This is a genomic window from Streptomyces sp. NPDC002793 (assembly GCF_040295485.1).
Taxonomy (GTDB): Bacteria; Actinomycetota; Actinomycetes; order Streptomycetales; family Streptomycetaceae; genus Streptomyces.
The window spans coordinates 13262-28180 of sequence record NZ_JBEOVL010000047.1 but is presented as its reverse complement, the minus strand read 5'-3'; the positions used below and the strand labels follow the sequence as shown (position 1 = coordinate 28180).

Genomic DNA, 14919 nt, shown 5'->3' with positions numbered 1-14919 from the left:
CGGCCTGCACCAGCTGGTGGCATAAACGGTCCTGGGGGGCGCCTTCTGCGGGGCGCCCCAGCGTCATCAGCCCGGTGGCGGCCTCGGACGGTCAGCGTCCGAGGGACGGCCCAGAGCGCCCCTGGGTCGGCGGCTGGTACCGGTACTCGTCCTGTGCGCGCCGGGTGTTCTCGCGGGCCCGCTCGGCGGCCTGCTGCCGGGCCTGCTTGATGTGGGCGGCGCGCTGCTGTGCCTCGCGGGCATGCTGGGTGGGGGCCTCGGTCGCCATACGCGAGCGCAGGGCCTTCTCCTCCTGGAGCTTGCCCGCCGTGGTGGTGTGTTTCTGCGCGGTGGCCTGGAGTTCCGTGGCCTGCCGCTCGGCGGTGTCGGCGCTCCGGGCGACTGTGTGGTTGGTGATCCGCTCGATGTCCGGGAGTCGTTCGCGCATCGCGGCGAGCCGGTTCTGCAGCTCGTCGACGTCGCGCGGGGCCTCCCGGCGGGAGCCCTGTTCTTCGAACAGGCCGATCAGTTCCGGGCTACGGATCGTAGACCATGCTTCGCGCCGGGCGTCCTCGGCGGCCCGCCCGGCCCGGAGGATCTCCCGGTACGCCGCGTTCTGCTTCTCGCCGTACTCGGCGGCGAGCGCCAGGTTCTCTTTGCGGCTGGTGCCGGCCAGCCGTAGCGCGAGGCGCGACTTGCCCTTCACCTCATCCAGTTGCCGGTTGATCTCCTGCGCGTGCCGCAGGGCCTCGCGCGCCTGGTGCTCGTTGTGCCGCTCCGTCGCGGCGAGGGCGGCGAGTCCGTCAGCACGGTCCAGCACCGTGGCGACCTCGCCCGCCCGCTCCTGTCCGGGGGTGACCGGTGCGGCCAGCTGTGCCCGCTTGGCCTCGGCCCGGTGGGTGAGGTCGGCGGCCTGCCGCTCAGCGCGGCTGCCCTCAGCGTCCCTATCGGCGATCAAGAAGGTGAGCCGCTGTGCGGACAGGTGCCCATACTTGCGGTCGTCCCACGCCTCGAACTGCGACTCCAGCCGCTCCTTCTGCGGCTCGGAGCGGGCGGCGAACCCGGCAGCGAGCAGCTGGTCTGGGCTGGCCTGCCGCCTGTCGGTGGGCTGCGGTGCGTTCTCGCCCTTCAGACATCCCCGGGTGGCGTCCAGACGGGGATGACGGTCCGCTGCGCGCTCGGTGGTCACGTCGGACTCCGCCAGGACGGAAACAGCCTGTGCTGCACTCTCAGCGGGCTCTGAGTGTCCGTGAACTGCCTCGGTGCACTCCTGCTCGTCGTGGCGGTCGATGGTGTCCTCGATGACCCGCTCGAGCTCGGGCTGCACCTGGTGCGGGATGGGCGCGGGCCGGGCCTCGGGCGCCGGCGTGAGCTCGTCGGAGACCATCCGGTCGTCGGTGTCGCTCTCTAGGGAGTCGGCGTACGCGGCGACAGTCCGCTCCAGCCGCTCCTGCTCGCTGCGGGCCTCGCCGAGACGCAGGCGGGTCTCCTCGCTCTCGACGACGTCGGCGGGCAGCCACAGGTGGGTGGCGATCCGGTCGCGGGAGATCGCCGGGTACAGGTCGTTCGCGGACGCTCCCACGCCGTAGGCCAGGGTGTAGTCGCAGGTGAGTCCCTGGGCGGCGGCGATGGTCATCGCGTAGCCGTGCTGCAGGGTGCCGTCGGCGATCTGGTCAGCGGTGATCCAGGCGCGTTCCGCCGTGTATCCGCCGTCGTCGGCGGGGCGGCGCCATTCGACGGCGACCCCGCCCTTGGCGGCGTAGGTGACCTGTCCTCGGTAGCCGTTGAGGACGTCGACGTCGCCGCCGCGGCGGGTGCGGTAGTCGTTGCGCTTGATCCGGATGACGTCGCCTGCGGCGAGCTCCAGGCGCTCGCCGCTGGCGAGTGCGTAGGTGTGGCCGCCGGTGAGTTCGCCGTCCTTCTTGCGCAGCTCGCGGGCACCGAGGTTGAGGACCTCGACGTCGGCATTGCGGGCGGCGAGGACGACCAGGTCCTCGATCTGGTCGTGGACGTCGCCCTCCAGGCGGCCGACGATGTCCCTCCACGCGCCGAGCATCTCGGCGTACGCGTCGTCGGGCGTCGCCACGGCGTGGACACGTCCGTGCTCGGCGAGCATCGACAGCGCGGTGCGCCGTCCGCCGTCCAGCCACGCCTCCAGCGCGGCCCGCTCCACCGCGTCCTTCTGCCGGCGGTTCTCCGACAGCTCCAGTCCGTCGACGATCTCGTGGGCGCGCTTGAAGCCGCCGCCGACGCCGATGGCCTTGAGCTGTGCCCAGTCGCCGATCTGGACGACCTTCACGCCGTGCTCGGCGGCCGCCATGAGCAGCTCGGCGACGTCGCGGTCGTCCACCATCGCGGCTTCTTCGAGGACCAGGACGTCGGTGCTGGCCATGCGGCGGCCACCGTCGCGGATGTCCATCAGCCACGTCGCCACCGTGGCGCTCGCGATGCCGGACTCGGCCTGCAGCTTGGACGCGGCGACCGCCGCGGTGGCGGCCCCGGAGACACGAAGGCCAACGGCCTCCCAGCCCATCCGGGCCGCCGACATGATGGTGGTCTTGCCGGTGCCCGCCTTGCCGCGCAGCACGTCGACGCCGTTCCCGGCGGTGAGGAACCGTAGGGTCGCGGCGCGCTGCTCCGCGGACATGACGAACGGGCGCTCGGGGTCGGAGGTGCGCTGCGCCTCGAACGCGGCGATGGCAAGCTCGGCGGCCCGGACGGTGAGCAGAGCCGCACCCTCGTTCAGCCGCTCGGCGGTCGTCTCGGCGATGGTCTGCTCGGCAGCCAGGATCGAGGCGTGGGTGTACCGCTGAGGATTGGTCAGGTGCGCCGCGCCCTTGGTCGGCAGCGCGACCGCCTCACCGTCGACGGCGAGCACCGCGTCCGTCAGGTCCTCGGCGGCCGCGATGTCGGGCACACCGAACGGGCAGGCGTCGATCACGTGGGCCAGGACGTCGGCGCGGGTGACCGACTTCCGCGACTCGGTCAGGCCGCCCTCGCGCCGCCAGATGAACGCGGCGATCTCCCTGGGGGAGGGCACGATGGGGCCGCCGCCGGGACCCGCGACGGACGGGCCGTCGGGGCCTTCGGGGCCGGGGATCGCACGCCGGATCATCGCGTCGACGTCATCGACGACACCCTCGGCGCGCTCCCGCCAGGCGGCCCGCACATCGGCCTGGGTGATCGTAATGTTCTTGCCCTCGGCAAGCTGGCGGGCGATCAGCTTCTGCTCGCCGGTCGTCGCCTCCTCGGCGGCCGCCGCGGTGATCTGGGTGTTGCGTCGGGAGAACGCACGGCGCAGGTCCTCGTCGATGCCGACGACTTCCCACGCGCCGGTCTCGGCGTGTCGCTCCCAGCGCATCCCGAACCGCTCGCCGGTCACCTGCCGCAGCCGTGCCTTCACCAGGGCATCGGCGGCGTGCGCGTGGCGCAGGATGTCGCGGCCGCCGGCCCCAACGGTGCGCCACTTGCCGTCCTCGGCGTACGCCATGTTCGCCAGGTTGCCGTGGACGTGCAGGTGCGGGTCGCCGACCTCGCCATCCACCGGGCGGGCGGAGTAGTGCACGGTCATCCAGCCGAGAAATCCGGAGGTGTCGACGCGGTCGGCGGTCTTGCCGCTGCCGTGCTCGCCCGCCATCGCGTACGCGGCCCAGCCCTCCATCGCGCCGAACGTTTCGCGGGCCACCTCGAGGAAGGCGCCGCGCAGTTCCTCGGACATCTGCTCACCGGCGAGCGCCACGGCGGTGCTGTAGGTCTTGGACAGATCCAGAGTCACGTCGTAGCCGCGGTTGCCGACGCGGATACGAACGTCGGCGTACTCGCGGGCCTTCGCCACGCCGCCGCGTCCGTACAGCTCGGCGAGGTCGATGCCGGTCGCCTCGGCGAGCTGCTCCGCCGCGCGGAAGGGGACACGGTGACGGTCGCCCTCGCGGTGCACGCCGCGCTGCAGCCGGGCGAGGCGCTTCACCAGTTTCTCGTCGTCGCCGAGCATCTGCTCGGTGCTCACGCCGTGCTCGGCGGCCGCCGCTTCGATCGCCACGGCGAGGGGCCGCGCCTGAACCTTGCCGCGCGGGTCGACGGCGACCTTCGGCGTCACGAGCAGTTCGCCCGTGAGCGGGTGCCGGCCGTCCATCAGGAGGCGCGCCTGGTCCTTGTCGACGCTCTGCCCGGCGACCAGGCCGACATCGGCGAGGCCGCCGCCGATCCACTCCAGATCACGCGCTTCGCCGAGGCGGTAGTCGACCTGCGCGTCGGTCTCCTCGACCTCCCCCTCGCGCTGCTCCTGGTGCTCCAGGTCGCATCCGCACTGCCCGGTCAGCCGGTACTCCACCTGTTGCGTGTCCGGGCCCAATGTGGTCACCCACGCCATCGCTACTCACCCCCTCCCGCGTCGATGATCTTGAAGTTCGTTGACGTATGGCGCAGCCATACCTTGGTACTTCTCTTTTTGATCTTTGGGTCCGTCGACAGTACCTCCGGATCGGTGTTGCCGTGTACCGGGTGACCCTGCACATGTCAGCCTGACTCTGCATCCGGGTCTGCACTGGTCGATCTGACCTTGCATCGAGCTGCGGCCTCGCCGTGCGATGGGCGGAACGGGTCGGTACTCGACGTCGAAGATGCAGAGTCGTTCCGATCTTCCGCGCCGCCAGTCGTCCAACTCATTCCTTCACCCCACTGGTCACCGTCGCCGAGCGATGCAGCCTCGCGCGGGAACGGACAGGTAGGTGTCTCTTGCGGGTGAACCCTGCTGCCGTGCGCGGAGTGGGCGTCAGTGGGATGCGCAGGGCTATGTCAGCGGGAACGAAAAGTCTGCGTCGTTAGACAGGGCCAGGGGGCTCGACGGCGGACGGCGCGACGTTCATCGGGAGCGCCAGAGGTGCCCGACAGCAGCCGGGTCGAGACCCGGTGGCGGTCCAGCGGGGGAAGACGTCGCCGAGCTCTCCGTTTACAAAGGCCCGGATGGCCTCGGCAACCTCGTGGGCGCCGGCGGGGAGGAGCGATGACCGGCACACGGCGGACGTGCGTGGGGTGTGACCCAGATACGCGTCAAAGGGAATGAGTTGATCTTGAACGCAGCGGGTGTCAGCGGATGTCCGCCGACACCCGCTGGGCGGCGTTCCTTTCGCTACGACGGAGCTTCTTCGTCGGCAGCGGGTTGCAGCCAATCGCTGTCGGGGCGAGCCAGCAGCCGGGCGTTGTTGTATGCCATGGCGGTGGTGAGAACCGTGTGACCACGATAGAACTCCCCTTGCCGAGAGACCGCCAGCGCAAGGTCCACCACGCTGGCGTCAAGGAGCGACAGCGGGAGCAGGAGCTGAACCGTGTCCTGTGCCGGGTACCAGGTGGGCACTGCTGCCTTGTAGTTGCGGCGGACTCGGTCCTCCGCTCCGTCGACGGCCCCCTTCAGCGCCATGCGTGCAAGGTGGGGGTTTCCCTGGAGTGTTGTGGGAAATCGGGCAAGGTTTCCCTGATCGTCGAGGATGTGGTCCACGCTGACAACGAGTTCCCGACGCCAGTCATAGATGTAATCCGCCGGGTTGTCGGTGTAGGTCACGAAGTCGGGGCGGAGGGAGGGTGGGAAGTGATCCATGAAGTCGCGCTTGCTCTCCAAACGCCAGTCGCTGAAGACCCACGGCTGGCTGTCGGGCCGGTCGTTGCGGCGGAAGAGCCCGTAGATCGTCTCCTGTCGGGCGGTTGCAAGCCCTGTATTGAAGGCGGAGTAGGAAGCATCGCTGCTCGACGAGATCTTGCCCTGTTGGTGTGCACGCTCGAACGTCCAGCGGATGTAGTTGCGCAGAATGCGGTTGCCGCCCGGCGAGTCTGCCTCCCGCCCATCCCAGTTCTCAGGCTCCGCTATATCCGCCAAGCGATCGAACAAGTCGGGATCACCAGCGCCCTCGCGAAGGTTGAGACTCGAACGGACCTTACCCATGTGTGCGTATTCGTAGAGCACGTTGCCAGACGTTCCAAACGGGCGGGGTGATCGTGGCGCAGACGTCGGCGTCGGCGGAGCTGGAGACGTCTCACTGTCGAAATGCTGCTTCAGACGAGCAAGGTCTGCTGGTGACGCCAAGGGGCGGTTCTCGCTGGTCACAGGAACTCTCTCAAGGTCGTGTGTCGGAAGTGTCCGACAGTCTTTCCCATGTACCTGGACATCATCAGGGGCTTCATGAAGTGCTGTTGCCAGTGTCTTCGGTGAGGATGCGGTAGAAGGTGGCGACCGAGGGCCACTGCCCTGGTTCTTGCCCGAGGTGATGACCAGCTTGCGGGCGATCTCGGGGACGGTGACCCCGTTGGCCCGCAGGAATCGCGCGTAGATGGCCACACCTTCATCGACGGCCTTGGACCTGCCGCCGTGCCGGCCGCGTTCGCGTGACCACACGCATGGAACGCGAAAAGGGCTCCCGGGTCGCCCCCTTCGCGAGGGAGGACCCGGGAGCCCGGTAGTCAGCGGGGAGATGTCACAGTGCTGCTCAGCGGCCTTTGATGGTGAGCCGGTCGATACGGACGCCGGTGCCGCCACGGGAGCCCCAGCGGCCGCCTGGCCCGCCATGGCCGGTGATGTTGACCTCCACCGGAGAGGGGGCGGGTGCGGTCGTCGCCTGGTCGCGGGTGGCGCCGGACAGGCCGCCGAAGATGCGGAGCCCGGCCCACGTGGCGGCCGCCGCGCCGATGACGGCTGCGGTACCGAGGAGCAGCGTGGCGACGTCGGCGAGGTACGGCCCGGCCATGGCGAGCGCTCCTCCAACGGAGAGGGTCAAGGCGCAGATGGACGAGACGACGACGATCGCGCCGCGCTCCAGGGCGGACAGCGGGCGGCGGGGCGCGGCGTCGGGGGCGGCCGGGACGAGGACGGGCGGTGCGGCCGGCACTCGGGCCAGCACCCATGCGCCGGTCTCCTCGATCTGGACGAGGGCGCGGCACGGGTCGGCGGCCGGGGCGGGGAACGCGGGGTGCAGCTGATGTGCGTAGGCGGGCGGGGCGAGGTGCTGCGGCTGGTAAACGGTCGGGGACTGGACGATGTCGTGGAGCTGCTCGGCGGTGGTCGGCTCGTACATGGCGGGGTCCTCCTACAGGGCGGTGCGCGGGCATGGGAAAGGCCCGGAGCGGGGGGTGCTCCGGGCCTGCTGTGTGCTGCTGTGTGATGGGCGGTCATTAGTCGTCGGGTGTGGTGTTCGTGGCGCCGCAGTTCCAGCACTCCCACTCGCCGGGGAGGCGGTAGCGGTCGACCCAGAAGCCCACCTGCCGGCCGTAGACGACGCATGTGGTGTCACATCGCCAGCAGTCGAATTCGAAGTCCATGCCGCCATCGTGGCGGCGGCATGGACTCCGCGGGGCCGGTTACTGCGGACGTGACCAGATTCCGTGACCCGCCCGGACCACGTGCCCCTCGTCGGCGAGCTTCGACAGGGCGTTGTCGACGGACCCGGAGGCGGGGCCGCCGTCGGTGCCGACGCCGACCGCCTGCCGGATCTCCCGGGTGCGGCGCGGGCCTTCGGCGAGGGTGGCGAGGACGCGATCCCGGAGGGACAGAGCGGGTGCCGACGCTTTCGTCACGGTGACGGCCCGGCGGGTGCGGGGGGCGTCGTAGTCTCCGGGCTCGCCGTCCGGGGACGACTTGGCGGCGGGCTTGTCCTTCCCGTTGACCATCAGGTCTTCCGCGTACGGCAGCGCTTCCGCGTACGCGACGGCGAAGACGTCGACTTCCTCCGGGGTGAGACCGGGGACCGGTGCGGCCTCCATAAGGGCAATCAGGCCCGGGTACGTCCGGTTCTTCTTCACCGCGCGGAACACGCGGGTCATGGCCGGGTGGCCGCCCTGGATCATCCAGGCGCATCCGGCGGTCACCGGACCGGGCGGGGTCTCCTCGCCGGTCCATGCCGCGGCGACTTCCGAGGAGCCGCCTGCCCCGAAGTACGGCGGGATCGGTGTCACCTCGACGGTGCGGTCGGTCATGTCCTGCGCCATGCGGCTGGTCATGGTGCCGTTGACCCGGCCGAGCCAGACCATGCCCTGCCGTGCGCCGCTCCGGATCTTGTCGGAATCGCCCAGGTCGGCCAGGTGGATGGACTGGCCGGCGAACCGGATGCCCATGCCGAGCTTGCGGCCGGTGAGCTGGACGCGGGAGATCATCCCGGCGACCCACTTCCGGAAGTCGGCGTGGACGTCGGCGTCGGCGGCCAGGACGCGGTTGATCTCGTCCAGGGTCGCGATCACCAGCGGCCACGGGTCGCCCAGCGTGAAGGAGCCCCAGCCGTTCGCGGCGGAGATCTGCTCGCGGTAGTCGGCGACGGCGCAGAGCGCGGCGAGCGTGGCGCCCATGGCGGCGCGGCCCTTGCCGAAGCGGAACACCCGGCCGTCCGCCTCCGGGAGGCTCATGCCGTCCTGTGCGTCCGCGACGACGGATACGACGCCGGACAGCCGCTCAGCCGCGATGAGCGTCAGCAGCGTGACCGACTTTCCGGACCCGGGGGCGCCGACGAGGAGGTCGGTCAGAGCGCCCAGCTCCGGGTCGTACAGCCTCATGCGGGCCGGGCGGCCGTCATGCCGGAGGCCTACGGTCACCCGGCCGTCCTGGTCCATCGTGAGGTCGTCGCGGGTCGCATCGCGGATGTGAATGAGCGGGTGTTCCCGGTAGATCGTGACGACGCCGTGGGCCAGGCCGTCCGTCTCGATCATGATCAGTTCGGGGTCTTCGATGCGCAGCGCCCGGGCCAGCGGCTTACGGCGCAGGTCGATCATGTGGTCCTCGGCGGCCTGGACCCGGACGACGAGGCGGTCGTCCGTCAGCCGGTAGTCGGCGAGGAGCATCCCGGGGGCGACGCCGGACGGGCCGGACACCCGCAGCTCCCATAGGGAGCGGACCTCGTCGTCGTCCTGATCGGTCTCGGCGGGGGCGACGCGCAGCGCGATACGGCCGGGGCCGGAGTCCTTGACCGGGGTCAGGATGACGGCGTCCGGCGGGACGTCGAACACGGCGGCCACGGCGTGCCGGTCCAGGTTGCGGGGGACGGCCTCCCCGGCGGGGGCGAGGATTACGGCGGTGAAGTCGGGTCGGTCGTCGTGGGGCCGGTGAACGGCCGTCAGGGCGGTCTCGCCGGTCGCGGACGAGGCGGTCCACATGTGGTGGAGACCTGCCGCGTACGCGTCGGCCGGCATCGGCCCGGCCGGGGTGACGACGTCCAGCTCCGCACCGTGCGCGACGACCAGCTGGGGGAGGTCGTCCGCTGCCTGCTGCAGACCAAGGGAGCGGGTTACCGGTGCGGCGATACCGGCCGCGGCTGCCGTGGCGATGGGTGCGGCGAACTCCCACCAGGCGGCGCCCGGGGCGGCGAGGGCGGCCGTGTAGCAGCCGGACAGGCCTAGGACCGGCAGGGCTCGGTAGCAGGCGGTCAGGAGGCCGCTGCCGCCGCTGCGGGTCCGGCGCCACAGGTGTGCCAGGGTGCCCGCTCCGGCGACCAGGGCGGCCGCGTGGAGGGGCAGGTGGCTGGTGTGCGGGCCGGCCGCGACGAGGACACCCCCGGCGCCGTACAGGACGCGCTCAGCGGTCGCCAGGCGCCGGACGGTACGAGGGGTGAGTCCCTGCGGCCGGGCGGCCGGAAGGGCGGCGGGAACGGTCTCGACAGCGGTCATGGTGCGGTCCTCCTGGACGGCGCGGGGCAGGGAATGGGGCGAGGGCCCCGGCCGATGTGGTCGGGGCCCTCGCGGGTGGTGGTGCGGGTCAGCGGGTGCGGTAGAACCCGGGGCGGGCCTGTCGGGCCCCAGATGCCTGGACGCTTTCGTACACGCCCCGGTACTCCCGGTCGTGCGAGGTGCTCAGGTCGTCGGCGGCCGTGGCCATGTCGTCGACTGCGGTGGCCATCTCGCCGGACGCCGTGGCGACTGCGCGCAGCTCCCCGCCGGCCTCCCGGATGAGCGAGGTGAACCGGGGTTCTACCTCGGCCTGGTCGCACATCTCGGCCAAGCGGTCGGCGTCGTCGGCGTCGTGTTCCATCTGCCGCCGCAGCGCCCGCAGTCCCTCGACGAGGGCGAACGCGGAGGCGGAGAACGAGGTCACCCGGGCGGCCAGGGCCAGGAACGAGGGCCGCCCTGCGGCGGTGGTGTCGGGCAGGTGGACGGGGCGCGGTACCAGGTCGCTCATGGGTCAGTCCTCGTTGTGGATGCGGGCGGAGGGCATCACGAGACCGGCGTCAGCAGTCGCCTGCTGGACGGGCCGGTACGCGTCGTGCATGGCGTCGTGCGCGACTTCAACGGACTCGGCGGCACCAAGGGACCTGGTGCGCATCTCCTCGGCCTTACGGGCGACGACGTCCATCAGCTCGGCCAGCCGGGCCATCGCGCCGGAGGTAAGGCGGCCGATCACGTTGTGACGCTCGGCGAGCTCGTAGGCCAGGTCCTCGAAGGAGCGGCGCAGCTTCCGGGCCTGGTCGGCGAGGACCGCGCATTCGTCGTACGTGGCGAAGCACCGGGTCTTGGACGCGGCGAGGTGGTCCAGGACGTCGTCCAGGGTCACCTCCGTCAGGTGCTCGGCCGCTGCCCCGCCGCTGCGGGCGGCGGGTACGTGGGCTCGGGGGGCAGGTGCGCCCATGGGGTTCTCCTCCGTCGTGCTGGTCGTGCCGGGGCGGGGCCCGGCGGGGTGCTCAGGTGCGCGGGGCAAGCCCGGCGCACCCGTCGTGACGGCACCGGCGGGAGCGGGCTCCTCCCAGCGGCGGGCCTGGTCGCCCGGGCGGTCGACCCGCTCCACGGTGATCACGGTCTCCGTGTAGGTGGTCGCGCGGTGCAGGTCCTCGTCCGCGCTGCGCCGCGCCCCTCGAGGAGGCGGCGCCCAACCGCCGGGCGGCGGGCCGCTTGCTGCTCCCGGTGGTGGTGTCGTCGGCCGGGGCGGGACGGTGCCGGCGCCCGGTCCCCGTGGTGGTTGTGTCGGGCGGGGCGACGCCCCGTTGCCCCTGCCGGGGGACGAAGGGCCCGGGCCTGTCGACGCATCCCGGTTGCGTACGGCCTTGCGGCAGTGGCGGCACCGGCACTCGTGGACGTCGTGGCCCTCGGCAGTGCCGTGCTGGATTCCGGGGATCTTCTTCACGGGCTTGACCGGTCGCGGCTTCCTCCGGCGGAACCGGGACCGGCCAGCCTTCGGGGTGCTCCTCGTGCTGCCGGGCTTGTCGTCGCCTGGCGTCGCCTCCGGCTTCGGTGTCTTCCTCACCGGTCCGCCGGGGATCTTGCCCTTGCCGGGGGCGAGAGCCTTGCCGGGCCTCTCCGGGGACGGCGCCCCTCCGCCCTTTCCGTCGACGGGCTTCGTGGGGCGACGGTCCCTGGCCCGCTCCAAAACGCCCTTTCCGGACCCGCCGAGCGTCTTGCCCTTGCTCGGGGCGAGGTTCCCAGAGGACGGCTTGCCGGGCTTCTCCGGAGACGTCGCCCCCCCGCCTTTTCCGTTGCCGGGCGCCGACCCTTTCCCATCCCTTGTGCGGTCAGGCGTCTTGGGCTTGGGCGAGTCGACGGAAGGCCGCGGCTTGTCCGGCCCTTTTGTAGGCGCGGGTGCCTTGCTCGGACTGCTGCTCGGCTTCCGGGTCGGGGCGCCGGTGGAGCCCCGTGCCGTGCCGCTGCTGCCCTTGCCGGACTTCCCCGACCCGGACGGCCCGGCGGCCGCCTTGCGTCCGTCCTGGACGGCCCTACGGCCGAACTCGGCGGACGTCGGGACGGCGGCGAGCTTGGCCCGGGCGTCCTCCTCGGCCGCGCGCCGCTTCACCTTGGCCTCGCGCCACGCCGCCTCCTCGGCCGCACGCTCCATGCGCCGCTGCCGCCAGTCGGACACCACGGTCACGGTGCCGCGCAGGGCGGCCAGGGCGACGGCGAGGACGGCCGAGAGGGACAAGGCTGCCAGCCCCGGCCCCTGCTGCCTGGGGCCGTCGTCCAGACCCTCGGAGCGGAAGGTCGCCGGCGCGTCGCCCGTGGGCTGCGCAGGCAGCGGCGGGAGGGGCGCCGGTCCAGCGAGGACGTCGGCGAGGGACCCGGCGGCCGACCGGCGGACCCGGCCGGGGACGACGTCGGCCCCGGCGTCCGGAGCAGGGTCCGGAGCAGGGTCCGGGGCCGGGGCCGACGAGGGGAGCGGGGGCGGGGCCGCTGCTCCGGGGAGCGGAGGCAGTGGCGGGGGACTCGGCGGGTCCCCCGCCCGGGGTCGGAACGTGATCACGTTGGTGTCGTCAGTCATGAACTCGCGGTCCCTCCGGTTGACAGAGGGTGACCGGTACACGTATGCGCGCACGCGCTCGTGCGCTCCTGCGCTCACGCGATCGCATTATGCGCGAGGCCGGTCACCCTCTGCGGATGGTGATGATGATGAATGTGAGGGTCGGGGCGCCTACTGGGCGTAGCGGTCGCAGTAGTTCTTGAGCGTCACCGCGAGGTCGTTCCACGCGGCCTCGTCTCCCTGGTGGGCCCGGTCCCTGGCGAGCTTGCGGGCCTGGTCCCACCAGAGTTCCGCGACGCCGCGCGGCCCCCGGTTCTGCTGTGCCTGCTGCCGGGCGATGGCGTGCCGCCGCTGGTTGTACGCGGTGCGTTCCGCCTTGGTCATCGGCCGGTCGGTCATCAGGCGCCCCGCTGCCACAGGTCGCTGATGCCGCGTGCCGGGGCAGGACCGGCGGCCGGGGTGGCGGTGTCTCCGGCCGTCTGCTGCGGGGCGGTGGCCGCGGCCGTCTTGTGGAGGCTCTTGGACGTCGCGGCGGCGAGGGCCTGGCGGCCGCCGGCCTTCCGGAGTTCCTTGGCCTGGCGTTTCTCCTCGCGCTGGGCGGGGAGGGCGGCGACGTGGGCGACGTGTCCGGCGTACGTGGTGCGCAGGGCCTCCGCTGCCCGCTCCTGCTGCCGGGCGGCCTTGGCCATGGTTCGGAGGTGCTTCTCCACCTTCCGGGCCCGCAGGACTGCAGACCAGCGGCCGTCACCTGCGACGTGCTGAGAGCGGAGACCGGACTGCAGAGCGGCGAGGGCCGCGTCGTACGTGGCGGCGTCGGCAGCGTGCTCCTGCTGCCGGGCCGCCGTCCAAGCGGTCATGGCAGGCAGGGCGAGGAGTCGTTCGTACTGCTCGAGCCGGTTGATGTCGGGGGAGTTGGACACGGTGCCCTCCGTCGGGGTCGGGGTGATCGGTCAGAAGGGGGTGGGGCCTGGTGGTCCCGCAGCCGCACCCGGTCGGTCCGGGGACGGCAGCAGCAGCGCCAGACGTGCCGGAGGGCGGCGCCGGCATGTGGCCGGGCCGCCCTCCGGGCGGGTGCTGGTCGGTCAGCTCGCGTCCGGCTGGTAGCCGGTGGCGAGGAGGTCGGCCGCCTCGCGGCGTCGCTCGGACGCGGTCGACGTGGACACTCCGAGTACGTCGGCGATGTCCTCCAGGGGCAGCGCCTCGACGTCGCCACCGGTCCGGGCCAGGGCCAGGCGGGCGACCTTGCGGACGGCCCGCTCACGGGGCAACAGCCGCGCCTCGTCCTCGGCTTCGACTGCGCGCCGTTCGATTCCGGCGACGAGGAGCCGCGTTTCGGCTGCGGTCCGCTCGGCTTCGGCGGCGTCCTTCTCGGCCTGCTGCGCGGCCCGCCTGTCCTCGGCTGCGCGCCGGGTGGCTGCCGCCTCGCGGGCGAGAATTCCGGCAGCGCGTTCGCGCTCTTCGGCTGCGGCCGCCTCCGTTCCGGCTGCGCGCTGGTCCGCTTCGGCGGCGGCCTCGCGGTCGTCTGCGGCGCGCTTCTCGGCGGCCGCGCGGCGGGCTTCGGCCTCGGCCGCGGCCGCTGTCTCCACCGCCTGCGCCTCGACCTCGGCGGCCCGCTCGGTGGCAACCAGCCCGGCTCGTGCGGCGATGGCTGCCTGCTGGGTGGCGGCGCTCACCTCATGCTCGACGGCCGTGACGGCTCCGGTCGTCCGCAGGGCGGTGATGCGGGCCTGTGCGGCCCTCTCGGCGGCCCGGGCGTCCGCAGCCGCCTGAGCCTCCTTCTTGGCCTCGCTCAGCTTGGCCTCGCGCTCCTCGGCCTCCCGGGGCTGGGCCAGGGCCTGCTCGATGGTCAGGCCGTACGGGGCCATCGTGAGGGGGAGCCGGATGTCCGCCGGCGCCTTGGCCCGCCAGTTGCGGCCGTAGCGGCGTTCCAGCATCACCCTGTAGACCCGGAGGTCCTGGTCCCGCTGGACGGCCTCCGCGTACGTGGGGACGTCCCACAGGCGCATACGGCGCCACAGGGCGAACGTAGGGAGGGGTGCGAGGAACCAGCGGTACAACGGCACTCGTGCGGCCGTCTCGTCGCTGTCCGGGCGGACGATGCGGTCGACGCCGGTCTTGCCGACCTCCACCACCACAATGAACAGGAGCGGGACGATGCCGTGGGCGAACCCGGCAACGTAGTCCATGCGCTGCCAGGCGCCCTCTGGCGGGGCGGCCGAGGCGGCGTTCAGGACCACGGTGGCACCGGTCAGCAGCCACACGGGGTAGCGGATCCAGGCGACCGGGCGGCGGAGCCAGGCAAGAAGCAGGTCCAGGACGATCAGGACGAGGATGCCGACGTCGACGCCGACCGTGAACAGCCGCGCCTTGTCCAGCGACTGGAAGCGGAGCCGGTCATGGGCGAACTCGGCGACATGCTCGAACGAGAGGTACAGGCCGATCCCGGAGAGGACCAGGGCGGCGGCAACGATCAACCCGGCGGTGATCTGCTGCGGCCGGGTCAGCGAGCCGACGAGGCGGGGGCGGGTCGCCGCCGGGGGCATGGTCGGAACGGCGGCCGGTGCGACCGGAACTGGTCGGGGCGTTCCCGGAACGGCGGCCGGGGCGCTCGGCGCGGGGACGCTATCAGCCCCTCGTCGGGGCAGCGCTGCTGTGGTCACGGCGGGGTCCTCCAAGGCGGGGTATGCGACGGGGCGGAACGGTGGGCACTGGTGCCGGAACGGCGGCCGGTGCGCCCGGTACGGCCCCGGGCG

At 72.1% G+C, this 14919-nt stretch carries 10 protein-coding genes; all 10 read right to left on the bottom strand.

The annotated features are described in order from the left end of the window. Window positions 1-91: 91 nt before the first annotated feature. The gene (gene mobF / locus ABT001_RS30585) at window positions 92-4339 is read right to left on the bottom strand and encodes a MobF family relaxase (protein ID WP_351284221.1); all 4248 of its coding nucleotides are present in this window, start codon (window positions 4337-4339) and stop codon (window positions 92-94) included. A gap of 768 nt (window positions 4340-5107) precedes the next feature. Further along, a complete protein-coding gene (locus ABT001_RS30580; RefSeq protein ID WP_351284218.1) occupies window positions 5108-5935 on the bottom strand; it encodes a DUF3825 domain-containing protein in 828 nt (275 codons plus the stop codon). 520 nt (window positions 5936-6455) lie between these two features. Continuing rightward, window positions 6456-7040: a hypothetical protein gene (locus ABT001_RS30575; RefSeq protein WP_351284215.1), complete on the bottom strand. Its 585-nt coding sequence runs from the start codon at window positions 7038-7040 to the stop codon at window positions 6456-6458. A 97-nt stretch (window positions 7041-7137) separates the two neighbouring features. Continuing rightward, on the bottom strand, window positions 7138-7284 hold the full coding sequence (locus tag ABT001_RS30570) for a hypothetical protein (RefSeq protein WP_181396786.1): 147 nt from the start codon (window positions 7282-7284) through the stop codon (window positions 7138-7140). A gap of 39 nt (window positions 7285-7323) precedes the next feature. Further along, window positions 7324-9615, bottom strand: a complete 2292-nt coding sequence (locus ABT001_RS30565; RefSeq protein ID WP_351284211.1) for an ATP-binding protein — start codon at window positions 9613-9615, stop codon at window positions 7324-7326. Window positions 9616-9703: 88 nt separating this feature from the next. Continuing rightward, a complete protein-coding gene (locus tag ABT001_RS30560) occupies window positions 9704-10123 on the bottom strand; it encodes a conjugal transfer protein TraB (RefSeq protein WP_351284208.1) in 420 nt (139 codons plus the stop codon). Between the two features lie 3 nt (window positions 10124-10126). Continuing rightward, window positions 10127-12187 carry a hypothetical protein gene (locus ABT001_RS30555; RefSeq protein ID WP_351284205.1) on the bottom strand — a complete coding sequence of 687 codons (2061 nt, stop codon included), beginning with the start codon at window positions 12185-12187 and terminating at the stop codon, window positions 10127-10129. Window positions 12188-12337: 150 nt separating this feature from the next. After that, window positions 12338-12565: a hypothetical protein gene (locus ABT001_RS30550; protein ID WP_351284202.1), complete on the bottom strand. Its 228-nt coding sequence runs from the start codon at window positions 12563-12565 to the stop codon at window positions 12338-12340. After that, window positions 12565-13086: a hypothetical protein gene (locus ABT001_RS30545; protein WP_351284200.1), complete on the bottom strand. Its 522-nt coding sequence runs from the start codon at window positions 13084-13086 to the stop codon at window positions 12565-12567. The genes ABT001_RS30550 and ABT001_RS30545 overlap by 1 nt, the downstream gene beginning before the upstream one ends. 162 nt (window positions 13087-13248) lie before the next feature. Continuing rightward, window positions 13249-14709, bottom strand: coding sequence for a DUF2637 domain-containing protein (locus tag ABT001_RS30540; protein ID WP_351284197.1), 1461 nt, complete (start codon window positions 14707-14709; stop codon window positions 13249-13251). Window positions 14710-14919 lie beyond the last annotated feature (210 nt).

Bases quoted from the DNA above. Each gene is read 5' to 3' on its own strand.
- ABT001_RS30575 (WP_351284215.1), bottom strand. From the start codon at position 7,040: ATGTACGAGCCGACCACCGCCGAGCAGCTCCACGACATCGTCCAGTCC.
- ABT001_RS30570 (WP_181396786.1), bottom strand. From the start codon at position 7,284: ATGGACTTCGAATTCGACTGCTGGCGATGTGACACCACATGCGTCGTC.
- ABT001_RS30565 (WP_351284211.1), bottom strand. From the start codon at position 9,615: ATGACCGCTGTCGAGACCGTTCCCGCCGCCCTTCCGGCCGCCCGGCCG.
- ABT001_RS30560 (WP_351284208.1), bottom strand. From the start codon at position 10,123: ATGAGCGACCTGGTACCGCGCCCCGTCCACCTGCCCGACACCACCGCC.
- ABT001_RS30555 (WP_351284205.1), bottom strand. From the start codon at position 12,187: ATGACTGACGACACCAACGTGATCACGTTCCGACCCCGGGCGGGGGAC.
- ABT001_RS30550 (WP_351284202.1), bottom strand. From the start codon at position 12,565: ATGACCGACCGGCCGATGACCAAGGCGGAACGCACCGCGTACAACCAG.
- ABT001_RS30540 (WP_351284197.1), bottom strand. From the start codon at position 14,709: ATGCCCCCGGCGGCGACCCGCCCCCGCCTCGTCGGCTCGCTGACCCGG.